The following is a 21329-nucleotide window of genomic DNA, read 5'->3' on the forward strand; positions in this document are numbered from 1 at the left end:
GGGTCAGCGCGGTTTCAGCGGCGGTGAGCCCTTCCGGCCCTTCCCTGCACCAATCCCGTCCAGCATTTCCGCCAGCGACTCCAGCGAAGAATGCTTGGGAGACCAGCCCAACAGGGCGTGAGCACGGGCCGTGTCCATGATGGGCGCGTTGGCCGCCATGTCCACCCACCCGCCGTCGGTCACCTGAAGCCGGAGCCGCCAACTGACCTCGACGACGGCGCGCAGCACCGGCAGCGGGAACGGCATCACGCGCCTGGCATTGAGAATCCACGCGAGGGCGTTGGGGTCGATCACCGGCTCGGCGGCGATGTTGAAAGCACCTTCCGCCTTACGCTCCACCACACGCCAGTAGGCATCTGCGACGTCAGAGGTGTGGACTGCCTGGAACACCATCTCCTTGGGGATGGCGAGCAGCGGCAGCCACGGTTTACGCGGAACCAGCCGAGGCAGGACCCGTCCCAGGAAGTAGCGGCCAACCTCGCTCCCGCCATCTGCACTGAACATCAGCGCGGGGCGGAGCCGTGCCACCACGATGTCCGGGTTTTCCTTGGCAAAACCGTCAAGGAGCCGTTCCTGTGCGGCCTTGTCCACGCTGTAGTGCGAGCCTCTGATGCCGCCCGTGGGCCAGCCTTCCTTGGTCCGCTGATCTTTGGGCGCCGGCGAGTACGCCCCTACGGATGATGCGCACACCACGTGTCCTACTCCCGCTTGTCGCGCGGCGGCGAGCACATGGGCTGTTCCGGCCACATTGGTCCGGCGAAGCATCTCCCGGTTGTGGTTCGGTTGGATCAGCCACGCCAGATGAACCACAGCGTCGGCTCCTGCCAAGGCGGTTTCCAGGGCAGGCTGATCCTCGGTGGCGCTGATGTCCAGGGTGTGCCACTCCACGCCGTGATACGGAGCTGCGTCCTGGTCAGGTTGCCGCCGGGCGACCCCCACCAGCTCCAGATCCGCGCCCTCTTCAGAACGTGCCCGCTGGAGCCGCTTCAGCAGTTCCGTACCGCCGTGTCCTGTTGCCCCGATGATCACAATGCGCATGGCTGCCTCCTCAGGCCTGCGGGGTTTCGCCCGTGGAACGGATGCGTTCCAGGACCGCTGTGGTGGAGTGCTCAGGCACATAATCCAAGATGCTCACCGTGCCGCCGTAGCGTTCCACCGCTTCAGTTTCCTGGAGCATCTCCGGCGTGTAGTCGCCGCCTTTGGCATAAACATCCGGCCGCAGGAGATCTATGAGCGGTATTGGCGTGGGGGTATCGAACACCGTGACATGGTCCACGCAGCTCAAGGCGGCGATGACTGCCGCGCGATCGGCCTCGTGGTTGACCGGCCGGTCCGGACCCTTGAGCTTCCGCACGGACGAATCGCTGTTCAGCGCCACCACCAGTACGTCTCCCAGTTGCTTGGCTTGGTTGAGGTAGCGGGTGTGGCCACGGTGGAGGACATCGAAGCACCCGTTGGTCAGCACAATACGTTTGCCCTCCCGGCGGTGTTCCCCCACCTGCCGGGCCAACTCGGAGTCCGTCAGCGCCGTATCGGCGAACCCCCGGAGGTGCTTTGCCAATTCTTCAGTGGTGCAGACGGAGGTGCCCGGCCTGTGCACCACCACGTCCGCGGCAGCCTGCGCCAGATCCACGCTGGTGGTCAACGGCAAGCCCGCCGCACGGGCAATAGTCAACGCCGCCACGAACGTGTCGCCGGCACCCGAGGCCTGCTTCTCCGCCTGAGGCCGGGCCCACGTCCGGTGGGTAGCCGGCTCTTGAGAATTTCTGTTGGGGCGGATGGTCAGGGTCCCCTCCCGGTCCAACGTCACGACGACGGCGGCCGCACCTGAGGCGCGCAGGAGCTGGTCCGAGTGGGTTTCCACGAACGGGCACCTGGCGGCTCCGCCGGGGAACTCTGTGCCGAGCAGCCTGGCGGCTTCCTGCGCATTCGGGGTAGCGAGGTCTGGATGGAGCTGGGCCCACCGTCCCGGGTAGTGGGCGTCCACCACTACCAGCTTGTTTTGCCGGGCTGCCAGCATGTTTTTCCGGTCCCCCGGAAAGCCGGCCTCCTCGCCCACAGCCTCCTCCCCCACAGCCTGCGGCCCCTCACTCGGCGGCCCCTCGCTTTGCGATCCCAGATGCTCGAAGATCGCCTCCCGCGCGGCCCCGTCCAATGCCCCGGCTCCGTAGTCGCAGAGGACCACGGCAGAGGAGCCGGAGATCGCTGCGGGAATGGCAGCGGCCAGCAGGCGGAGGCCCTCAGCTGGGACCTCACTGGCAGCGTCATCCAGTCGCAGCATCACCTGCCCACCGCTGCTCACACGGAATTTGGTGGTGGTGGTCATGTCCGCATGGGACACCACATGCGAGACGTCAACTCCCGCCGACTCTAGATGCTCAAGGAGCGTGCGGCCCTCTGTGTCCTCTCCTACGAGTGAAGCAAAACGCACTTGCGCCCCCAGTGCAGCCAGGTTCATCGCCGTGTTTGCCGCACCTCCAGGAGCGAAGTCACGGCGCTGGACCTGGACCACAGGGGCCGGGGCTTCCCGGCAGAACCGCTCAATGGTTCCATCCCACCAGCCGTCCAGAATGGAATCACCAATGACAGTCACAACAGGCCGCGCCTCGGCCAAACGGCCTGGCAACCAGTCAGCAAGGCCTTGTTGATTCGCCAAGCCTTCTTGATTTCCCCTGCCAGCTTGATTGGCATGGCCTTCTTGACTGTGCTGGCCGTCTTGATTGGATAGGCGTGCCATGGGGTACCTTCCGATTGGGCTTACAGTTTCCTGTTCCCCTCAGGTACCCCGGGGCGCGGCCTTCACACGCCGGACCCGGGAGTTTCCGAGCCGGACTTTCCGCCCGGAATCGAAGTGCCAGGGGAACCCGCGCGCCGCTTTGCCAGCGAAAGGAATCATCCATGGAAGATCCGATCACGACTCCAAGTAACGGCGTGGGTCCTTTGCTGGAAAAGTTCAGCGGCGTCAGGCGGATAGCGGTCCTGAGGGGCGGTGGATTGGGAGACCTGATCTATACCTACCCGGCACTCAACGCTGTGAAGAACGCGTACCCCGACGCCACCATCTCGGTTTTGGGCACGCCTGTCCATGCGGCGGTGGTGGCCGCTACGGAAGGTCCTGTTGACGACGTCGAGATGTTGCCGGTGGCGCGCGGAGTCCATGACGGTCCCCGCAACGGCGAGCGCTTTGGGGACGATGCTGCGGACGTCGCGGCCCAAGAGGCGTTCTTCGAGGCGATGCGGGCCAGGGAGTTCGATGTTGCGTTCCAAATGCACGGCGGCGGACGCTTTTCCAACCCTTTCCTGCTTCGGCTTGGGGCGCGGCATACTGTGGGCACGCGGACCAGGGATGCGAAGCCGTTGGAGCGGAATCTTGATTACGTCTATTACCAGAATGAATCGGACAGGTGGCTGGAGGTGGCGGGTCTTGCCGGAGTTCCCGGCGTTATTTCCCCGCCCGTGCGCCCCAAGGCTGAGCATCAGCAGAACATTGTTGGATTACGGGATCCGCAGCGGTCGTCGCTGGTAGTGCTCCACCCGGGTGCCACCGATCCTCGAAGGCGATGGCCGGCGTCGTACTTCGCTGGTGCCGCGGCGGGACTGGCGACGGAAGGGGCCCAGGTGTTGATCGTGGGCGACCGGTCAGAGAAGGCCTTGGCGCAGGAAGTGGCGGAGTTGGCGATCCGCCAAGTGCCGGCAGCAGACCAGAACGCCGTGCGCTCCGTGGCTGGCGAGCTGGACATCGGGGATCTGGCGGCGCTCCTGGCGGACGCATCCGTGATGCTCGCCAGCGACAGCGGGCCCCGGCACCTGGCGCAGGCGTTGGGAACGCCCACGGTGGGGATCTTCTGGGTGGGCAACGTGCTGAATGCCGGGCCTCGTGGCCGGAGTCTCCACCGCATCCGCATGTCGTGGGTTACGCACTGCCCGCGCTGCGGAGCGGACGTCACCCAGGTGGGATGGACGGCACCCCACTGCGGCCACGACGACACCCTGATTGAGGGCATCGCCGTGGCCGATGTTGTTCAGGACGTGCTGGACCTTACGGCCACGAGCCTTCTTCTGCGGGGCAGATAAGGAGCTCGCGGACCTCGCTGCCGAACGGCTGGGAGAGGGCGAACACCACGGCCTGCGCCACGTTGGCGGGATCGTTCAGTTTGGAATCGTCCTGCGGCTTGTACTGTTCGTCGCGATCGTCAAAGAAGTGGGTCTTCATGCCACCGGGAATGATGGTGGTGACGCCGATGACTCCCCCGGTTTCCGCAGCCAAAGCCCGGCTGAAACCGATCACGCCGAACTTCGAGGCGCAGTACGCCGTGGCATCCGGGAGTGCCCGGAGACCCAGTGTTGAGGCTATGGTGATGGCCCGGCCACGGGATCCCTTCAGATAGGGCAGCGCCGCACGGACTACGGACACCGTGCCCAGGAGGTTCACTCCGATGACCTTTTCCCATTCCTCCGCCGGGACGTCGCCCAACTTGCCGCAGCGGTCAATGCCTGCAGCTGTGACCACACCGTCCAGGCCGCCCAGGGTTTCGGCGGCCTCCTTGACGGCGGCTTCCACGGCTTCACGGTTGGAGACGTCCACTTCCAAGGCTTTGGCACCGGACACGTTACTGACATCGCGGTCAAAGACGAAGGGCGTGCCGCCGGCGTCGCGGATGGCTTCCACGATCGCAGCGCCAAGGCCGGAGCCGCCTCCAGTGACGATGACGCGGCCGGGTGTTTGCGTGTTCATGCGGTTCCTCTCGGTTGCTCAATTGGTTGGTTGAGTGCGTGTTGTCAGCTGACCTTGGCCAGTGCTGCAGCCAAGCCGCTGGTGGAGCGAGCCGGATGGAAGGGCACCGTGACACAACGCCCTCCCCAGCCCGCCACCAAGCGGGCTTCCGGCAGTTCTTCGGGGGTGTAGTCGCCACCCTTGACCCAGATATCGGGTCTGAGTTCGCTGAGGCAGGCCTCGGGAGTGTCCTCGCCGAAGACCACTACGGCGTCAACGCATTCGAGTGTCAGCAATAACTCGGCGCGGTCTTCCGCGCTGACGATTGGCCGGTGTGCGCCTTTGAGCCTCCTGACCGATTCATCTGAATTCAGGCACACGATCAGGCAATCGCCCATACTGCGCGCGGCGGCCAATGTCCGCGCGTGGCCTGCGTGCAGGAGGTCGAAGCAGCCACCGGTGGCCACCACCGAGCCGCCCCTGGACCGCACGGCGTGAGCCAGCCGGACGCCGTCGGGTTCCAACTCACCGGGGTCAACGAGTTCCAGGCCCTTGAGTTCGATTTGGGGGCTGGGCTCGATTTCGGGATTGAGTTCGACGACGGGACTCGGCCCGGGCTCTTCCACCGACGCTGCCGCTTCAGCCACCACCGCCGCTGATGCCGCTCCTCCAGCGGCAAGGAACGCCGACGCATCCTCAACCGCCTTGGTTGCCGCCTGCGCGAGGTCAAGACCCAGGCCCAAGTGCACGGCAAGGCTTCCGGCCAGCCGGTCGCCAGCCCCGCAGGGATCGCTGACGTTGGTCTTGGGCGCCGGGATGCCCTGCGCGGCGTCACCGACGGAGAGCAGGAGCGCCCCGTCTTCACCCCTGGTGACCAGAACGGCGCCACTTCCCCACTTTTCGAGCAGGTACAGGCCGGCTTCTTCGGCACCTGTACGTCTCGGTTCCAGCCCGGCGGCCTTCGCGGATGCCAGCGCCTCGGCAAGGTTGGGCGTCACGACGGCGACTCCTTCCACGGGCTCGGAACCGGCAGGATGCGGGTCCCACACCACCGGGACACGTCCGGCGGCGTCGGCGAGCGCAGCGCGGATCTCCGTATTGGCGGTGATGCCCCGGCCGTAGTCAGCCACCACTATGGCGTCCGACGAGGCAATGGCTGCGAGCATCTCTTCCGTACTGGCAGGAACGGGAGCAGGCGCGCATCCTTGGTCGAACCGGACCATGGGATGTGTCCCGATCCGCACGCGGGTCTTGGTAGGTGTAGGCGCGAGCGGGACTCCGGCGAGCACACGCACACCGGTCAGCGCGCTCCTAAGGTGGCTGGCGCCGTCGTCGTCCGAGAGGGCGGTGACCAGCGCGACGTCGTGACCGTCCTGCGCGAGCACGGTAGCCACCAGCCCCGCGCCACCCGCACGACGCCGGATGTCGGCTACGTCCACCACCGGCACCGGCGCGTCGGGGCTGAGCCGGGTGGCGGCCCCGTTGATGTCGACGTCCAGGAGAACGTCCCCCACCACTGTGATCCTCATGGCTGCCCTGCTCCGAATGAGTTTGGGCCCGATCCGGCCCGCCGGGCTACCTCGGCGTCAAATGCCCGGCAGACTGCGTGGACGGCGATGAGGTGGCCTTCCTGGGCGTCCGCGGAGATGGCGTCGATGATGATGGCTTGATCGCACGCGTCGGCCAGCGGATTGGGACCGGGGCCTGTGAGTGCCCACGTGGTGATGCCGCGTTCCTTGGCGGCACGCACTGCTTTGAGCAGGTTGGGGCTGCGGCCGCTGGTGGACAGAAGAATGAGGACGTCACCGGCACGGCCGTGGGCCCTGACTTGGCGTGCGAAGACTTCCTCGAAGCCGTAATCGTTGGAGAGCGCGGTAACGGCGGAGGACTCTGCGTGGAGGGAGATCGCGGAAAAGGGTGCGCGTTCCTCATCGAACCTGCCCACCAGTTCGGCCGTGAGGTGTTGGGCCTCAGCAGCTGAGCCACCGTTGCCCGCCGCAAGCAAACGTTGCCCGGACAGGAGACGCTGGGCCAGCACGGTTCCCCACTCGGACAAACGGCCCGACTGCGAGCGCAGGGAGTCCAGCGCGGGCAGGACGTTGTCCAGGTGCTTGGTGACCTCGTCGATGTGGTTTGTGGCAGTGAGGCCGGGAGCCCACCGCGCCGGGACAGTGTCCGGAACACCGGAGGACGCCTTGGAGTGGGTGGTGGTTTCAGCGCCTTGGATAGTTACGGAGCCTTTGACAGTCACAGTGCCGTTCCTTCCAGTGGTTCCATGCGCTCGACGGCTTGCCGGGACAGTCCGGCCGCCAGAACGGATCGGTAGGCTTTCTCGGTGTCCGCTGCGATGCGTTCCCAGGAGTAACGGGAGCGTGCACGCCGTGCTCCGGCGCGGCCCATGTCGGCGCGAAGACCCGGGTCTGCCAGCAGTTTCCCCAGCGCCTCCGCCAGGGCTTCCGGATCACGCGGTGGGACGTGCAGTCCGGTTTTCTGATCCACCACGGTTTCCCGGAGTCCGCCCACAGCTGCCGCCACCACCGGTACACCGCATGCCATGGCTTCAAGGGGCACGATGCCGAACGGCTCGTACCACGGTGCGCAAACCACGGCGTCGGCACTGCGGAAGATGCCGGGCATGGCGTCGCGAGGCACTTGGCCCCGCATGGTCACCTTGTCCTCGACGCCCAGCTCTTTCGCCAGCGCATGGAGCCGTTGAGCTTCCGGGTCTTCCTCGAGTGTCAGGGCATCGCCGGAACCGCCAACAATCAGCAGCTCAACATCGTTGAAGCCCGCCTCCGCCAGGAAGGGCAGGGCCTGAATAATGAGGTCCACTCCCTTGCGTTGCACGAGGCGTCCCACGCTCAGGATCCGATGCGTGCGGGTTTTGGGTTCGGCGTCGGACGTTCCGGGGAACAAGGTCAGATCCACACCGCAGGGTGCGATGGAAACTTTGGACCGGCTGATGCCGAGGGCTTTGAGTTCGAAGACCTCGTCCGGGCAGGTGGCGATGACCCAGTCGGCGGTGCGTCCCACCCACGGCTCCAGCCATTCCCTGGCAGGCGGGCTGGTATCAGCTGCGCCCTGGTGCCTGCGTTTTACCGAGCCCAGGGCGTGGAAGGTCTGAACCACGGGAACGGGGTCGGCTGCTCCTGCCCGGCGGGACGCCTGGATGGCAGCGAGTCCGGACATCCAGAAGTGCGCGTGCAGCACGTCCGGGAGGTCACCGGCCCAGTCTGCGCAGATCCCGTCGGCCAGTTCTCCCATATACGGCAGGAGATCGTCCTTGGGGATGCGGCGGGCGGGACCGGCGTCCACGTGAACCACGGTGAGTCCCGGACCCACGCGAACCTGCCCTGGAAGATCGGGGTCATCACGCCGCGTGTACACCGTCACCTGATGACCGCGATCCGCCAGGGCCGAAGAAAGCGCCGCCACGTGGACGTTTTGCCCCCCGGCGTCAACGCCTCCCAAAGCGGCCAACGGACTGGCGTGCTCGGAGACCATGGAGATTTTCATGGGTGCGTCCTCTCTGTTTCTTGGCGGGCGTTGGTGTCAGGGCCGGGGCAAGCTGTGCCCAACTGCGCGTGGCTTCCCCGGTGCGTGCCCTTGGGGAGTTCGGCCAGGAGTTCGTCCCAGGCCCTCAGGAACTTGTTCAGTCCGTAGCGCTGCAGCGCGGCCTCGCGGGCGATCATGCCCATGGCGTAGGCGTCGTCAGGGTAATACAGCAGCCGCCGGGCGAACCTGTGGAGGTCGTCGACGTCGTTGGAAACCAAGCCTGCGCCGTGCGGAATGGCGCGGCTCGCCTCGGTGGTAGCCAGAGCCAGGACGGGCATGCCAAGGTGCATGGCTTCCAGCAGGGCCAACCCCAATGAGGTCCAGCGGAGCGGGTGGAGGTACAACCGGCAGCGGGCCAGTTCCTGGTGGAGCTTCGGGGCGGGGACGTCGCCGGCTATGCGGAGCCTTTCCTCACTGAGGCCCAATCCCTTGAGGTTCAGGGCTTCCGGCAAAGCCTCCGTTCCCATACCGAAGACCCGCAGCGGCCCCACAGCCGCGAATCCGGGCAGGAGATCGGTTCCTGTGACCCGCCCGCGCCGGACAGGCTCATTGACCACCACACCCATTTCTTCCCGCTCCCCGGTGTACAGGGGTCCGGGATCCGGAATGCCGTGTTCAATCACCGAGCTGATTGCCGTGCCTGTGTCCCAGAAAAGCTGGTTGAAATGGGTCACGTGGACCACGGGGATGGTGCTCTGGTCCGCCAACGGGTGCAGCGTGAACGGGACGTCGCCCTTGGGGGTGTTGTGCTCGAGGTACACGGCGGCAACGTCAGCGCCCGGGCGTCGGCCCAGTGAGCGGGTCACGGCTGCGATCTCTTCAGGCCTTTGCAGGACCACAGCGTCCACGCTGCCCGGGTCCAGGGTTTCCAAGTCCACTTCCACTGCGGCGGCAGGCCACTCACGGCCACCTCGACCCAAACCCCACGCGCCGCCGTCGGCCGATTTCGGTAGCAAATACTCATGCTGGCCACGGACGAAAGCCTCCATCCATCCGCCGTGGACGTGCCACACGAGAATTCTCATGGTTTCCAAACCTTTCGTCGAGTGGACAAGGAGGACACGCCTCCCAGGAGCCGTTCAACGGCTTCCACAACCTGCTCCGGTGTTACCGAGCTCAGGCAGGGATGTCCGGGGACCGGACAAACACGGGCCCGGGAGTTCTTGCAAGGCGCCTCTTGGTCTCCCAGCAGTTCCAGCGGAACACCGTAGGGCGCCCAACGGATGGCCGGAACCACCGGGGCGAACAGGCACACCACGGGTGTTCCCACCGCAGCGGCCAAATGGGCGGGGCCGGTATTGCCGGTGACCACGACGGCGGCTCCGGCCAGTATCGCTGCGAGCGTCCGGAGGTTGGTTCCGCCGCCGAGGTTCCGGGCGGCAGGGCCGGCCACTGTTGCCGTGAGTGAGGTTTCGCCCGGGCCACCTGTCACCACCACCCGGTGCCCGTACGCCTCCAAAAGTTCCACGGTTGCTGCATGGTGCAACGCGGGCCAAGCCCTCGCCGGAGCAGCGGATCCCGGGTGGACCACAATGTACGGTCCTTCGTCAGCCAGTGCGTCAGCTACCCCTTCGGGATCCGGGCCGGAGGTGATGCGCAACTTTCCGTCGTCGCCGTCGGGCAGCACATAGCCGCCGGCCTCTGCGATGGTGAGCGCCCGGACCGCTTCGGGCTGGTCCTCCGGGAAGTCCTCACCTGGTTTTAGCCGGACGTCCAGGAGTGAGCCTGCGTAGTCCGTTGATGCGCCCGTGATCTTTGTGACGCCGGCCAGGCGCAGGAGCATCGCCAGGGGAAGCGGGGACTGGTGGAAGGACGTGAGGATAACGGCTTCCTGAATCCGCGAACTGCGGACAAAGTCGATCAGGCCCCGGGTCATCTCGTCAGTGACAGGGGGCGCCGGGTTCACAATCCACGGGCACGCCCAGGTGTGCACTTGCGTTACTCCGGGCAACATCTCCGCAGCGCTGGATCCTTCGGGACCGCAGAGCAGAACCACATCATTGGGCCGGCTGCCATCGGGGCGACTTCCATTTGCCACGGCGCGCAGGGCAGGTCCTGAGAGTAGGACATCGCCCATGCTGTCCAAGCGGGCTACCAGGACGCGGCTCATGCAGGGGCATCCTGTTCATCCAGAGCTTTGTCCGTTTCCCCGTCCGGAGTCCAGTCCAAAGACCCGGCTAGCAGGATCTCAACGGCATGGTCCAGGTCCTGGGCCACACTGCCGGCAGCCTCGATCTCCTCGCGGCGGATCATTTCCGTTGGCACCAACACAGCCCTGGCACCTGCAGCAGAAGCCGCTTCCATGTCCGCGCCGATGTCTCCAATGAAGGCGGCCTCCTCCGGTTTGATATCCAGGGAGTTGCACGCTTCGAGGATCATTCCCGGCTCAGGCTTGCGGCAGTTACAGCCGTCCTCCGGCCCATGCGGGCACACTTCCCACACATCGAACGGACCCAGCAGCTGATCCACCCGCTGGTTGACGGCGTGCATCTGGTCCAACGTCAACAGCCCACGCGCAACCCCGGACTGGTTGGTCACCACTCCCGTGGCCAGCCCTGCCCGACGTACCTTTGCGAGGGCGGACAGGGCACTCTCCATGGGCCTCACCAGCTGCGGATCGCCGTTGTAGGGCACGTCAACAACCAGTGTTCCATCGCGGTCAAACAGGACCGCCTTCAACGTTCCGGTTCCTCCCATACCCGCAACGTGCCCAGTTCTCCGGACGCTAAACAGTGCGGCCGCGAGAAGTTTCGTGCGGCTAGACTCCTAGCGGGAGGCCACCATGGACACAGCTTTGGACAGTCACAACAACAACGATCAGCCCCTTCTGCTGGCCTTGCGCGCCCTGAAATTGGGAGATTTGCTGGTTGCCGTCCCGGCGCTCCGGGGTTTGAGCCGGGCGTTCCCCGAGCACCGGATTCTCTACGCCGCACCCGCTTGGATCGCCGAGGCTTTGGAGCTTGTGGGCGGCATTCACCACCTGCCAACCCCTGGGCTCGACGCTCCCCTGACCGTCCCGCGTGGAGCCGTGGACATCGCCGTCAACCTCCACGGAAACGGGGCCGAAAGCCGTTTACGGATTGCAGAACTCCAAGCCAGCCGTGTAGTGGCGCATGCTTCCAACGGCACTGACGGGCCGGAGTGGACCACCGGCATCCCGGAACGCGAGCGCTGGACGCGGCTGCTCACCTGGCACGGCATCGATGCCGACCCTTTGGACTACCGTCTGAACCGTCCCGCCGTTCCGGCGCAGCGTCCCGGCGCCACGGTAATACATGTGGGGGCGGCCTACGGCAGCAGGCTGTGGCCGGTGGAGCGGTTCGCGGAGGTTGCCGCGGAACTGACTGCGGCCGGCCATGATGTGGTGCTCACAGGTGGCACGTCCGAGCGCGGGCGCGCTGAGGATACGGCCGCCTTGGCCAAGCTCAAAGGAGCAAACCTCGACGACGGACTGCTGGCCGGGCGGCAAGGGCTGGCCGAGTTTGCGGCCACCATAGCCGACGCCCGCCTTGTGGTTTCCGCCGATACCGGCGCCGCGCATCTGGCGTCCGCTTACGAACGCCCGTCGGTGGTGCTGTTCGGCCCCGCGCCCGCGGAAGAGTGGGGACCGCCGCCCGGACCGCATGTGGTGCTGACCGCCGTCGGACTCCGCCGTGGTGATGTGTTCTCAGCCGATCCTGATCCTGCGCTCTTGGCCGTCAGCGTCCGCGACGTTTTGGATGCCGTGGAGGGTCTGCGCTGCTAGTTGGCGCTGCTGTGCGCGGTCATGGGTCCCTGTTTTACGGTGCCGTCCCGTCCCGCAGGTGGGCTTCTTCCTCCAACAGTTGCGTTTGGAGGGACACCAGGATCTTGGAGAGCTTGCGCGACACCTGCATCTGCGACATTCCCAACGCCTCCGCGATAGTGGACTGCGTTTCCTCGCGGTAATAGCGGCGGTACAGCAAATGCCGGTCCTCTGCGCTCAGGCTGCGGATGGCGTTCCGCAGAGCCAGCACGTCCTCGAGCCGGTCTGTAGGGCATCCGAAAGCTGAAAGCGCACCCTGGAGGCCGTCACGCCCATCGGACGTCGGGGCGTCAAGGGAATCCGGTCGCTTGCTGGTGCCTGCCATCAGCGCTTCGCGGACCTGACACGGTTCAAGATGCAGATCTTCGGCCACCTCCTCCGGCGAAGGGGTGCGCTGCAGAGTTTGGGTCAGTTCCTCCGTCCGGGCCAGCACTTGGCGGCGGATGTCCTGGATGGTCCGCGGAGGGCGCACCACCCAGCAATGATCACGGAGGTAGCGCTTAACCTCCCCGGCGATGGTGGGGGCGGCGTAAGCGGGAAAGCTCACGCCTTTGGACTCGTCGAAGCCGCGGGAGGCCTTGATGAGGCCCATGTACGCGACCTGCCTGACGTCGTCGAGGTCGTGAGTGTGGGCGGAGTATCTGGCGGCAATGGACTTGGCCAGATTGAGGTGGTCCAGGACCAGGCTGTCCTGGAAACTCTGCCGAATGCTGCCTTCGGGTTTGCATGCGGCCGTCCGTGCAGGGACGTTGAGGGGTCGGGTTTGACGCATGGGCTTCAATTCTTAACCGACTGGAGAGGGTGAGCCCACGGCAAGACTCCTTAAAAAGGAAAGCACACTTACTATTGGCTTTCAACGGGTCCACGGGGTTAGTCTCGAAAGGTACCCACATCAGGGATCGGAGTTCCCCATGGAAGACCCGCAGCTCGCCGAGCCCACCTCAGTGGTGGCCGAAATTCAGGACCTGCTGCTCGATTCTCCTGACGTTGAAGCGTTCCTGGAGGAGCTCGCCAGACACTCAGCCGGCATGTTCAGCACCCCTGGCAACGAGGTTTACTGTGGCATCACCCTGATGCGGCATCACTCCGCAGGGACGGTGGCAAGCAGCAGCGAGCGCGCCCGGATACTGGATGAATTGCAGTACAACTTCGACGACGGACCGTGCCTCCGCGCCTGCCGTGAAGTCACCCAAGTGCACATACCGGATTTCGCCAAGGACAACACTTGGCCGGAGTACAACAAGATCGTCACCGAAAACGGCATACGGTCCGTCCTGGCCGTACCGTTCCCCCTCAGCGAAGATGCTGCCAGGGCGGGACTCAACCTCTACTCCGAACATGCCAACGCCTTTGATCAAGCCGCTGTGCAACGCGCCAACGACTACGTCCAGCAGGCATCCAAAGGCCTGCGCCTGGCCGTGTTGATTGCCGAACACAGCCAGACCGCCAACAACCTGCGGGCAGCCATGGAATCCCGCACCGTGATCGACGTGGCAACCGGCATCATCATTGCCCAGAACCGCTGCACCCAACAGGAGGCTATGGAACTCATCAAGAAGGCCTCCAGCAACCGGAACGTCAAGCTACGTGCGGTGGCGCAGGCCATCGTTGAATCCGCAGGCGGAGGGCCGGTTCAGACGTACTTCAAGTAACTTCGCTTGAGGTGACAGCCCGGCGGCTAGGCCTGCATCGCGCCGATGATGGAGCCCATGACCGTGAAAGTGACCACGTTGTAACTGCCGTTAATGGCGAACAGCGTCAGGCTACGGCGCTCGAACAGATAGTTGACGCCCAGCGCCGTTGCTACCCATCCCAATCCAGCGGCCAAGCCGGCAAAGGTTCCGAACGCGAAGCCGCCGCCACCAATGAACGCTGCCAGGAAAACGGCCATCACCACGGCAAGGATGAACGACCCCACAAAGACTCGTGCCGTTCCGGACTTCAGTTGCTCATCGCTGACACCCGCCGCCTTTTGCCACGGCTTGGCGAACAGCAGCGAGTACCAAAGCCCACCCACCACGAAAGTGGCTAGCGCAGCCAACAACACCGCAAGCCAATTGATCTGAAGGTCCATTGAGGGGTCCTCTCCAAGGTGTGCAAGTTCCTGAATGCACCGTACGCCCGGGAAAGAGTGGGGTCTTGTATAAAACCCGCAGGTTATCGGGTGACTTCCTCCAGCGGCACGAAAGTGGCGTACTCAGCACCGTAACTCTGCACCACCTCCAGATACTCCGTGGGCGTGAAGCCGCTGAAGCGCCTAAAAGCCCGGATCAGGTGCGGCTGATCGTAGTAATCGGCCAGGTTCAGAAGCTCACGGCCCGGCACCGCGCCTTTGGGCAGCGCTGCCGCCTGGTTGACGATCCTGTTGAATCTGCACACGTCCGAGTAAGCCTTGGCGGTGATCCCGCAGTCCCGCATCATGACTCGCTCCAAGGTGGAGGCGCTAACCCCCAGCCCTGCCGCCAGGACGCTGATCTCCACGTCTTCCTTGGCAAGGGTTTCGACAGCCTGCATGGTCCTCGGGTCCGCTCGGTAGCCAGGCCTGATCTGTTGTTCCAAGAACCCTGCCAGGGCCGCGAATGCTTGCCCGGGTTCAGCGTCCGTTAGATGCGAGCGCAGTTCCGTAAAGCCCGGGAAGATGCTCTCGGCATCCACCACGCGGTTTTGAAACCCCGACGGCGGCTGGCTGGTGAACGCTGCAAGGCCATAGGGAGTCAGGCGGGCACCAACGTTGAAGAGTTGATCCGGATTCTCACTGATGATGTAGCTGCCCTGCAGGCCGGCATAAAAACCTGTGGCCACTTCCGTTGCCGTGGGTTCGCCGGCGTTTCCGGAAGGTCTGATGAGGCGGTACGGCTCCGAGAGGTTGAGAATCAGATGCGATTCCGGTCCGGGGAGGATTTTCTCGTACCGGGCCTGAGGCTGGGCGCGGACGAACCATAGCCGGGTGACAAACGGCTGCAACCCCGGCGGCGCGGGACTCTCTTCGTAGAACACAGCCCCAGTCTAGGCAGCACCCAAGAACTCCGGTGCTGCCGACTGAGGCGAGTGGGCTGTTACAGCAGGTTGCGCAATACGTGTGCCGCGCCGTCGTCGAGCACTGAGGCGGTGACCTCATCCGCAACGGCGATTACTTCATCGGGAGCCTGGCCCATGGCAATGCCCCGGCCTGCCCAGGTGAGCATCTCGATGTCGTTGCGGCCATCGCCAACGGCAACCGTGTTGGCAAGGTCTGTGCCGAGCTTGTGGCGCAGGACCTCCAGTGCACTTGCCTTGGTCACGCCCTCGGCAGCGATGTCCAGCCAAGCCGTCCACCCCACCGAGTAGGTCACGCCGGAAAGTCCGATGTGCCTGATGGCCTCGTTGAACTCGTCCGAAGTATTTTCGCTGCTGAAGACCACTACGCGAACTGCTGTGGCATCCAACATGGTCTGGAAGTCGACGCCGATGGACTCCACGCCGAAACTGGCGTCCTGAAAACGCTCCGTGGAGAGGAAATTTCCGTCCTCATCTTCCAGCGCGTACTTGGCGTTGGGCAGCCGTTCACACAGGGCCTTCAGAGCAGGCGCAGGATCGAAAGTTGCCTTGTGGATGATCTCGTAGCCCTTCTCCAACGAGGGATCCAGGCGAAGGGTCACACCGCCGTTGCAGCACACAGCGTAGCCTCGCTCGAGACCGATCTGCTGGATGATGGGAAGCGTCGCGTTGAGCGAACGACCCGTGGCAATCATGACGTCGTGACCTTCGGCAACCACCGCTTGCGCAGCGGAGCGAACAGCCGGGGACATGTGGCCATCGTGGTCCACAAGTGTGCCGTCGACATCCAAGGCGATCATGAGCTTGTTGTTGTTATTTGGCTGGTCATCGATGCCAGCAACTGGAGTATCAGTCAAAATAGTCATACTTACAGTAGAGCAGACACCTCCGACGCTGAACTAGGACCGGCGCCACAGCTGTGGATTAACGGACGGTGAATACTGGTGGCGCCTCACACCTTGTCCCGGACTTCTCACCCCCGCATCCACGGGTGATTTGTCCACATAACGGTGAATAACCGGGGCACTATCCACATAGCCCCACTCAGTGCCAGCCAACTGATCCCCCGCACAGCAACAGTGGTGCATGGACTACCAGAACGAATTCATAGTGGCCGCCCGGCACCGACTCGAATCAGGATCCGAACGGCAGCTCAGCCGAAGGTACAAGAAGGGCGAACTTGTCCGGGTACGCAGAGGCGTCTACGTGGACAAGGAACATTGGCTCGGGCTCAAACCCTGGGACCGATACTCCGCAACCGCCCGGGCCCTGGCTGCGGAGAACCCGTCCGCGGAGTTCTGCTTCGAAACAGCCGCGCTGTTCTGGGGACTCCACATACTCGGCGTTCCAACTCACATCCACCTCGCCAACGCTTCGCGTGGGCATGCGGGGTCGCGAAGCCCGAACACCCAGGCAGCGGCCCTTGGGCCAAGTGGCGCTACAGGACTTGAAAGAATTCGGGGCTATGGAATCTATCGGCACTACTATTCAACCGACACCGTGTACCTGCGCGGTTTGCGGCTCACGGGGCTGGCGCAAACGGCCGTGGATGTCCTCGCCAGAAGTTCCTTCACCAAGGGCGTTGTCTTGGCCGATCACGCAATCAGCGCAGCCAGGTTTCCCTCGCTTTTCATGAGCAGGGCGACCCTCGGGACGGCAGCCGAGGGCCTTGCCTCCGAGGCCAAGAGACAACGCGTGGACGAGATTCTTGGCTTCGCTGACAAGAATTCCGGCTCTGCGGGTGAGTCGCTTAGCCGTGCACAGATGCACCTTCTCGGCTTCCCGGTTCCGGAGCTACAGTACGAGTTCCGCGATGCCATGGGGTTTGTTGCCCGTACGGACTTCTTTTGGCGGGACCAAGGAGTAATCGGAGAGTTCGACGGCGATGCAAAGTACTTGAGGGACGAATATCTGGGTGGACAGAGCGCCCGGGAAGCGGTCCTCGCCGAGAAGAAACGTGAGGACCGGTTGCGTGCTCTTGGGTTCAAGGTGGTGCGCTGGGACTGGGCCACCGCTAACAATCCAGCCCTGCTCACGGCAAAACTCCTCGCGGCTGGACTGACTCCGCTAAGGAACACCGCCAAACGGACAATTCACCAGGGCACGCAAGGGTGAATTGTCCGTCGGAGGGTGCAAGCAGGGACTAGAGAACCGGCAGAACCTCAAGTCCGCCAAGGTACTTCTGCAGCGCCTTGGGAACGTTGACTGAGCCGTCCGGGTTCTGGTGGTGCTCAAGGATGGCAACGATCCACCGCGTGGTGGCCAGCGTGCCGTTCAGCGTGGCAACGGCGCGGGTTCCCTTGGCAACACCATCGTCATTGACCGCGCGTTCGCGGATGTTGAGGCGTCGGGCCTGGAACGTGGTGCAGTTGGACGTTGACGTGAGCTCGCGGTAGGCGTTCTGGGTGGGAACCCAGGCTTCGCAGTCGAACTTTCGGGCCGCGGACATGCCGAGGTCGCCGGCAGCGGTGTCGATCACGCGGTAAGGGAGCTCGCACTTGGCCAGCATTTCCTCTTCCCAAGCCAGCAGGCGCTGGTGCTCGGCAGCCGCTTCCTCAACGGTGGTGTAGATGAACATCTCCACCTTGTTGAACTGGTGCACACGGATGATGCCGCGGGTGTCCTTGCCGTGGGATCCGGCCTCGCGGCGGTAACAGGAGCTCTGGCCTGCGTAGCGGATGGGGCCGGCAGAGAGGTCCAGGATCTCGTCTGCGTGGTAGCCGGCGAGGGCCACCTCCGAGGTTCCCACGAGGTAAAGGTCGTCTTCGGCGAGACGGTAGATCTCGGCGTCGTGCTTTACATCAAAACCGGTGCCCTGCATGGTCTCCGGACGCACCAAAGTGGGGGTGATCATGGGGACGAAGCCGGCGTCGATGGCCTGCTCCATGGCCATCTGCAGCAGCGCCATTTCCAAACGCGCACCTACGCCGCGGAGGAAGTAGAAACGCGAGCCGGAAACCTTGGCGCCGCGTTCCATGTCGATTGCGCCGATCAGTTCACCAATTTCAAGGTGATCCTTGGGCTCGAAGTCGGTGAATTCGCGGGGTGTACCCACGGTTTTGACCACAACGTAGTCATCCTCGCCGCCCTCGGGAACACCATCCACCACCAGGTTGGGGATGACGCGGAGCAGTTCCTCCTGCTTGGCTTGGGCAGCTGCGGCTTCAGCAGACGCGGCCTTGACCGAGTTGGCGAGTTCCTTGACCTCCGCCAGCAGGGCCTGCTTTTCCTCGCCCTTGGCCTGCGCCACCTTCTTGCCGAAAGCGTTCTGCTCGGCGCGGAGGGTTTCGTGGCGGATCAGCGCGGCACGACGGGAAGAGTCAGCGGAGATGATCGCGTCCACAACGGACTCGTCGGCGCCACGGGCGCGCTGGCTGGCACGGAACTTGTCCGGATTTTCGCTGAGGTCTTTTACGTCGATCACCAGACAAGAGTATTCGAATCTGCCGCGGATTTCCGGCCCGCAGCGGGCAAAGCCCGTCCGCCCCGGATGCGCGGCAAAGAGGGGACTGCCCAGGAGGATAGTGTTGGAGCACCATGAGCGACTGGATCTTGTACCTGATTCTCGCTGGGGGCGTGGCGTTTGCCGTCTCCAGTTGGTGGGGTGTGCGCCGATTGAAAGCCCGCCACATCAGGAGCGCGGTCCGGGAGGACGCACACAGGCCAGGCCCGGGGGACCAGCGCGTGGCGGTGATCCTCAATCCGGTAAAAAACAACGCCGACGAGGCCCGCAAAGCCATCATTGACGCCTGCGATCTCGCCGGTTGGGACGCGCCCAAGTTCTTTGAAACCACCGTGGAGGACCCCGGCTACGGTCAGTCGCGCCAAGCGCTGGCCTACGGAGCCGACGTCGTTCTGGCCTGCGGCGGCGACGGCACAGTACGCGTTGTGGCAGAGTCGCTGGCGCACAAGAACGTTGCCATGGGCCTCATCCCGCTGGGCACCGGGAACTTGCTGGCCCGCAACGTGGATTTGGACGTTACGGACCTGGCGGACTGCATCCAAGTGGCTCTGTTCGGGCATCAGCGCTACATCGATACCGCCACCATGGGCGTGGACAACGACATCACGGGCGAGTCCGCCGAGCACACCTTCCTGGTGATCGCAGGCATGGGCCTGGACGCCGAGGTTCTTGGCGACACCAAGGAAGACCTGAAGAAAAGCGTTGGCTGGCTCGCTTACACGGAGGCCGGTGTCCGCCACCTGCCTGGGCGCCGCAAACGCGTCACCATCACCATGGATGACCAGCCGGAGCAAGCACGGAAAATCCGCAGCGTACTGTTCGCCAACTGTGGTTTGATCCCCGGCGGGATCGACTTCATCCCTCAGGCCATGATCGACGACGGAATGCTGGACATTGTGGTGATGAGCCCGCGCAGCGCTTTCGGCTGGCTCGCCATGTACACGAAGGTTCTGTTCAAGCACAATGCGAACCTGCCCATGATGAGCTTCTACCGCTCCGGAAAAGTCACCATCCGCAGCCAGGAACCCATGGCCACACAGCTCGACGGCGACCCGTCGGGTGAAGCAACCAAAGTCACTGTTCAGGTGGAGCCAGGGTCGTTGCTGGTGCGCGTACCGAAAGCCAAGACCCTCTAAACAGCGCCCTTATTCGGGTTGCGCTGCGTTCTTCCCTGCTTCTTCAGCCGCCGCCTTGGCAGCAGCCCGGGCCTCGGACTGCTCCTTGATCATGGCTTGTTCTTCTTCAAAACGCAGGCGATCCGCACGATCCGCTTCATCGCCGTCCCAGTCAGCTTCGTTTTCACTTGAAGGCTTGGGATTGACGATCATGCCCTGGCCGTCTTTGTCATCGCTGTGGACAGTCATGACCGCTCCCCTTCGTTTGGCATTCATCCATCGTTTATGGATCAGGCAAGCATACGCACAGAAGCATCCTTGCGAAAGGGCAACGATTGCGGCCTGTGGACGGCGGCTATGAGCCGTTCACGAGCGAGTCAACCCACGCATGTGCCGAGGCGAAAGCGGCGTCCGACGTATGCGGTGCCACCACGGCCGGCTGCTTGTCCGCGCGGGCGTAGGAGCCCAGGAACCGGGTTGCCGGACTGATCCGGTGCAGTCCGGCCAAGGCGTCCGCCACGCGGGAATCGGTGGCGTGCCCGTCTGCGTCAATGCTGAAGAAATAGTGGCCCAGGTACTGTCCCGTGGGCCGCGATTCAATGCGGCTCAGGTTTACGCCGCGGGACGCGAATTGGTCCAGGATTTCCATGAGCGCTCCCGGGTGGTCCTCAGGCAGCGGCACCACCACGGTGGTCTTGTCCGCGCCCGTACGTTCCGGAAGGAGGCCGGGCTTGCTTACCAGGATGAACCGGGTGACCGCGTCAGGGTTGTCGCCAATGTCTTCGGCGAGGACGTTGAGGCCGGGTTGTCCCGCAGCAACCAACGGGGCACAAATGGCCGCTTCATAGGGAGCATCATCCTCCAGCAGGCCCATGGCGGACGCCGCCGTCGAGGATCCCGGGACGTAATCGGCGCCCGGGAGGTTCTCGTCCACCCAAAGACGGCATTGCGCCCAAGCATGGCCGTGCGTCGAGATCCGCTTGATGTCGGAAAGCTCGACGCCGGGCCTCGCCACGAGCACGAAGGTGACGCGGACAAGGGCCTCACGAATAATCCGGAGTTCCTGGCCTGTGGCAATCGCGTCCAAGGTGGCTGTAACCCCGCCCTCCACCGAGTTCTCGATGGGCACCATGGCCGCGTCAGCCTCGCCGGCTCGGACCCGATCCAGCGCTGTGTTGACGTTGGTGCACGGAATGCGGGTGGCGTCAGCAGCTCCCGGAACCTGCATGAGGGCGGCTTCGGTGAAGGTGCCCTCGGGACCGAGGAACGTGTAAGTAACTGCCGACATTGGAGATATTCCTTGCTGGTTATATACGCGTGCTACAGAACAACCGGCTTCAGCCCGTTATCCGAAACCATGGACTTCCCGGTCTCAAACCACATGTCCATGCCACCGGCAACGTTCACGGCAGAATAGCCCTGTCCCACGAGCCACTGGACAGCGCGGAATGACCGGCCTCCGGTGCGGCAGATGACAAAGAGGTCATCATCCGGATCGAGCTCGTCCAGGCGTGCCGGCAGCTGGTCCATGGGGATGTGCCGTGCACCTTCCGCGTGCCCGGCCACCCACTCGTAGTCTTCGCGGACGTCCAGGATGCTGGCGTCTGCCGGAATGTCGCCCACAGGTACGGTATCGAAGTCGCTCATGGCGTTCCCTTCCAT

At 64.1% G+C, this 21329-nt stretch carries 22 protein-coding genes; 5 read left to right on the forward strand and 17 right to left on the reverse strand.

The annotated features are described in order from the left end of the window. Positions 1-3: 3 nt before the first annotated feature. Together CQ020_RS06530 and rfaE2 are read right to left on the reverse strand one after the other, a co-directional pair. Complete coding sequence (locus CQ020_RS06530; RefSeq protein WP_105691099.1) at positions 4-1038, reverse strand: NAD-dependent epimerase/dehydratase family protein; 1035 nt, start codon at positions 1036-1038, stop codon at positions 4-6. Positions 1039-1048: 10 nt separating this feature from the next. Further along, the gene (gene rfaE2, locus CQ020_RS06535) at positions 1049-2737 is read right to left on the reverse strand and encodes a D-glycero-beta-D-manno-heptose 1-phosphate adenylyltransferase (RefSeq protein ID WP_258141741.1); all 1689 of its coding nucleotides are present in this window, start codon (positions 2735-2737) and stop codon (positions 1049-1051) included. 161 nt (positions 2738-2898) lie between these two features. Between rfaE2 and CQ020_RS06540 the strand changes: the two genes are divergently transcribed. After that, positions 2899-4074, forward strand: a complete 1176-nt coding sequence (locus CQ020_RS06540) for a glycosyltransferase family 9 protein (RefSeq protein ID WP_181151792.1) — start codon at positions 2899-2901, stop codon at positions 4072-4074. On the opposite strand, the gene CQ020_RS06545 is transcribed toward CQ020_RS06540, so the two are convergent. Genes CQ020_RS06545 through CQ020_RS06575 form a run of 7 tightly spaced genes read right to left on the reverse strand, consistent with a single transcriptional unit; the run spans position 4040 to position 10966 of the window. Continuing rightward, positions 4040-4735, reverse strand: a complete 696-nt coding sequence (locus tag CQ020_RS06545) for an SDR family oxidoreductase (protein ID WP_091464488.1) — start codon at positions 4733-4735, stop codon at positions 4040-4042. The genes CQ020_RS06540 and CQ020_RS06545 overlap by 35 nt on opposite strands. A gap of 44 nt (positions 4736-4779) precedes the next feature. Beyond that, a complete protein-coding gene (locus CQ020_RS06550) occupies positions 4780-6243 on the reverse strand; it encodes a PfkB family carbohydrate kinase (protein WP_105691101.1) in 1464 nt (487 codons plus the stop codon). Beyond that, a complete protein-coding gene (locus CQ020_RS06555; RefSeq protein ID WP_374955177.1) occupies positions 6240-6965 on the reverse strand; it encodes an SIS domain-containing protein in 726 nt (241 codons plus the stop codon). Before CQ020_RS06555 ends, CQ020_RS06550 begins: the two co-directional genes overlap by 4 nt. Then, positions 6962-8230, reverse strand: coding sequence for a glycosyltransferase (locus CQ020_RS06560; RefSeq protein WP_105691102.1), 1269 nt, complete (start codon positions 8228-8230; stop codon positions 6962-6964). The genes CQ020_RS06555 and CQ020_RS06560 overlap by 4 nt, the downstream gene beginning before the upstream one ends. Further along, entirely contained in the window at positions 8227-9294 is a 1068-nt protein-coding gene (locus CQ020_RS06565; RefSeq protein WP_105691103.1) for a glycosyltransferase, read from the reverse strand. The genes CQ020_RS06560 and CQ020_RS06565 overlap by 4 nt, the downstream gene beginning before the upstream one ends. Next, positions 9291-10379 (reverse strand): glycosyltransferase family 9 protein, encoded by a 1089-nt coding sequence (locus CQ020_RS06570; protein ID WP_105691104.1) that lies wholly within the window; start codon positions 10377-10379, stop codon positions 9291-9293. Before CQ020_RS06570 ends, CQ020_RS06565 begins: the two co-directional genes overlap by 4 nt. Continuing rightward, positions 10376-10966 carry an HAD-IIIA family hydrolase gene (locus CQ020_RS06575; protein ID WP_105691105.1) on the reverse strand — a complete coding sequence of 197 codons (591 nt, stop codon included), beginning with the start codon at positions 10964-10966 and terminating at the stop codon, positions 10376-10378. The genes CQ020_RS06570 and CQ020_RS06575 overlap by 4 nt, the downstream gene beginning before the upstream one ends. A gap of 85 nt (positions 10967-11051) precedes the next feature. On the opposite strand from CQ020_RS06575, the gene CQ020_RS06580 reads away from it, so the two are divergent. After that, complete coding sequence (locus CQ020_RS06580) at positions 11052-12014, forward strand: glycosyltransferase family 9 protein (RefSeq protein WP_105691106.1); 963 nt, start codon at positions 11052-11054, stop codon at positions 12012-12014. 34 nt (positions 12015-12048) lie between these two features. On the opposite strand, the gene CQ020_RS06585 is transcribed toward CQ020_RS06580, so the two are convergent. Beyond that, positions 12049-12825, reverse strand: coding sequence for a sigma-70 family RNA polymerase sigma factor (locus CQ020_RS06585; protein WP_105691107.1), 777 nt, complete (start codon positions 12823-12825; stop codon positions 12049-12051). Between the two features lie 139 nt (positions 12826-12964). Between CQ020_RS06585 and CQ020_RS06590 the strand changes: the two genes are divergently transcribed. Beyond that, entirely contained in the window at positions 12965-13705 is a 741-nt protein-coding gene (locus tag CQ020_RS06590) for a GAF and ANTAR domain-containing protein (RefSeq protein ID WP_105691108.1), read from the forward strand. Positions 13706-13731: 26 nt separating this feature from the next. Here CQ020_RS06590 and CQ020_RS06595 read toward each other — a convergent pair whose 3' ends face one another. The 3 genes from CQ020_RS06595 to CQ020_RS06605 form a co-directional block, all read right to left on the reverse strand. After that, complete coding sequence (locus CQ020_RS06595) at positions 13732-14127, reverse strand: DUF1761 domain-containing protein (RefSeq protein ID WP_105691109.1); 396 nt, start codon at positions 14125-14127, stop codon at positions 13732-13734. A gap of 83 nt (positions 14128-14210) precedes the next feature. Next, positions 14211-15050, reverse strand: coding sequence for a helix-turn-helix domain-containing protein (locus CQ020_RS06600; protein WP_105691110.1), 840 nt, complete (start codon positions 15048-15050; stop codon positions 14211-14213). A gap of 59 nt (positions 15051-15109) precedes the next feature. Beyond that, positions 15110-15955, reverse strand: a complete 846-nt coding sequence (locus CQ020_RS06605) for an HAD family hydrolase (RefSeq protein ID WP_105691111.1) — start codon at positions 15953-15955, stop codon at positions 15110-15112. Positions 15956-16175: 220 nt separating this feature from the next. Here CQ020_RS06605 and CQ020_RS06610 point away from each other — a divergent pair, with 220 nt between their 5' ends. After that, a complete protein-coding gene (locus tag CQ020_RS06610) occupies positions 16176-17204 on the forward strand; it encodes a type IV toxin-antitoxin system AbiEi family antitoxin domain-containing protein (RefSeq protein ID WP_105691112.1) in 1029 nt (342 codons plus the stop codon). A 28-nt stretch (positions 17205-17232) separates the two neighbouring features. Here CQ020_RS06610 and serS read toward each other — a convergent pair whose 3' ends face one another. Then, positions 17233-18513 carry a serine--tRNA ligase gene (serS, locus tag CQ020_RS06615; RefSeq protein ID WP_105691113.1) on the reverse strand — a complete coding sequence of 427 codons (1281 nt, stop codon included), beginning with the start codon at positions 18511-18513 and terminating at the stop codon, positions 17233-17235. A 113-nt stretch (positions 18514-18626) separates the two neighbouring features. Between serS and CQ020_RS06620 the strand changes: the two genes are divergently transcribed. After that, on the forward strand, positions 18627-19688 hold the full coding sequence (locus CQ020_RS06620; RefSeq protein ID WP_105691114.1) for a diacylglycerol kinase family protein: 1062 nt from the start codon (positions 18627-18629) through the stop codon (positions 19686-19688). Between the two features lie 9 nt (positions 19689-19697). Here CQ020_RS06620 and CQ020_RS06625 read toward each other — a convergent pair whose 3' ends face one another. From CQ020_RS06625 to CQ020_RS06635, 3 genes are all read right to left on the reverse strand, one after another. Then, positions 19698-19916 (reverse strand): hypothetical protein, encoded by a 219-nt coding sequence (locus CQ020_RS06625; protein ID WP_024818943.1) that lies wholly within the window; start codon positions 19914-19916, stop codon positions 19698-19700. Between the two features lie 106 nt (positions 19917-20022). Next, complete coding sequence (pheA, locus tag CQ020_RS06630; RefSeq protein WP_105691115.1) at positions 20023-20955, reverse strand: prephenate dehydratase; 933 nt, start codon at positions 20953-20955, stop codon at positions 20023-20025. Between the two features lie 32 nt (positions 20956-20987). Next, positions 20988-21314 carry a rhodanese-like domain-containing protein gene (locus tag CQ020_RS06635; RefSeq protein ID WP_105691116.1) on the reverse strand — a complete coding sequence of 109 codons (327 nt, stop codon included), beginning with the start codon at positions 21312-21314 and terminating at the stop codon, positions 20988-20990. Between the last annotated feature and the right edge of the window lie 15 nt (positions 21315-21329).

It is taken from the genome of Arthrobacter sp. MYb23 (genome assembly GCF_002979775.1).
Lineage (GTDB): Bacteria > Actinomycetota > Actinomycetes > Actinomycetales > Micrococcaceae > Arthrobacter.

What these genes read in the sequence shown, in the direction of transcription:
- CQ020_RS06530 (WP_105691099.1), bottom strand. Translation starts at nt 1,038, where the DNA reads ATGCGCATTGTGATCATCGGGGCAACAGGACACGGCGGTACGGAACTG.
- rfaE2 (WP_258141741.1), bottom strand. Translation starts at nt 2,737, where the DNA reads ATGGCACGCCTATCCAATCAAGACGGCCAGCACAGTCAAGAAGGCCAT.
- CQ020_RS06540 (WP_181151792.1), top strand. Translation starts at nt 2,899, where the DNA reads ATGGAAGATCCGATCACGACTCCAAGTAACGGCGTGGGTCCTTTGCTG.
- CQ020_RS06545 (WP_091464488.1), bottom strand. Translation starts at nt 4,735, where the DNA reads ATGAACACGCAAACACCCGGCCGCGTCATCGTCACTGGAGGCGGCTCC.
- CQ020_RS06550 (WP_105691101.1), bottom strand. Translation starts at nt 6,243, where the DNA reads ATGAGGATCACAGTGGTGGGGGACGTTCTCCTGGACGTCGACATCAAC.
- CQ020_RS06560 (WP_105691102.1), bottom strand. Translation starts at nt 8,230, where the DNA reads ATGAAAATCTCCATGGTCTCCGAGCACGCCAGTCCGTTGGCCGCTTTG.
- CQ020_RS06565 (WP_105691103.1), bottom strand. Translation starts at nt 9,294, where the DNA reads ATGAGAATTCTCGTGTGGCACGTCCACGGCGGATGGATGGAGGCTTTC.
- CQ020_RS06570 (WP_105691104.1), bottom strand. Translation starts at nt 10,379, where the DNA reads ATGAGCCGCGTCCTGGTAGCCCGCTTGGACAGCATGGGCGATGTCCTA.
- CQ020_RS06575 (WP_105691105.1), bottom strand. Translation starts at nt 10,966, where the DNA reads ATGGGAGGAACCGGAACGTTGAAGGCGGTCCTGTTTGACCGCGATGGA.
- CQ020_RS06580 (WP_105691106.1), top strand. Translation starts at nt 11,052, where the DNA reads ATGGACACAGCTTTGGACAGTCACAACAACAACGATCAGCCCCTTCTG.
- CQ020_RS06585 (WP_105691107.1), bottom strand. Translation starts at nt 12,825, where the DNA reads ATGCGTCAAACCCGACCCCTCAACGTCCCTGCACGGACGGCCGCATGC.
- CQ020_RS06590 (WP_105691108.1), top strand. Translation starts at nt 12,965, where the DNA reads ATGGAAGACCCGCAGCTCGCCGAGCCCACCTCAGTGGTGGCCGAAATT.
- CQ020_RS06595 (WP_105691109.1), bottom strand. Translation starts at nt 14,127, where the DNA reads ATGGACCTTCAGATCAATTGGCTTGCGGTGTTGTTGGCTGCGCTAGCC.
- CQ020_RS06605 (WP_105691111.1), bottom strand. Translation starts at nt 15,955, where the DNA reads ATGACTATTTTGACTGATACTCCAGTTGCTGGCATCGATGACCAGCCA.
- CQ020_RS06610 (WP_105691112.1), top strand. Translation starts at nt 16,176, where the DNA reads ATGGACTACCAGAACGAATTCATAGTGGCCGCCCGGCACCGACTCGAA.
- CQ020_RS06620 (WP_105691114.1), top strand. Translation starts at nt 18,627, where the DNA reads ATGAGCGACTGGATCTTGTACCTGATTCTCGCTGGGGGCGTGGCGTTT.
- CQ020_RS06625 (WP_024818943.1), bottom strand. Translation starts at nt 19,916, where the DNA reads ATGACTGTCCACAGCGATGACAAAGACGGCCAGGGCATGATCGTCAAT.
- pheA (WP_105691115.1), bottom strand. Translation starts at nt 20,955, where the DNA reads ATGTCGGCAGTTACTTACACGTTCCTCGGTCCCGAGGGCACCTTCACC.
- CQ020_RS06635 (WP_105691116.1), bottom strand. Translation starts at nt 21,314, where the DNA reads ATGAGCGACTTCGATACCGTACCTGTGGGCGACATTCCGGCAGACGCC.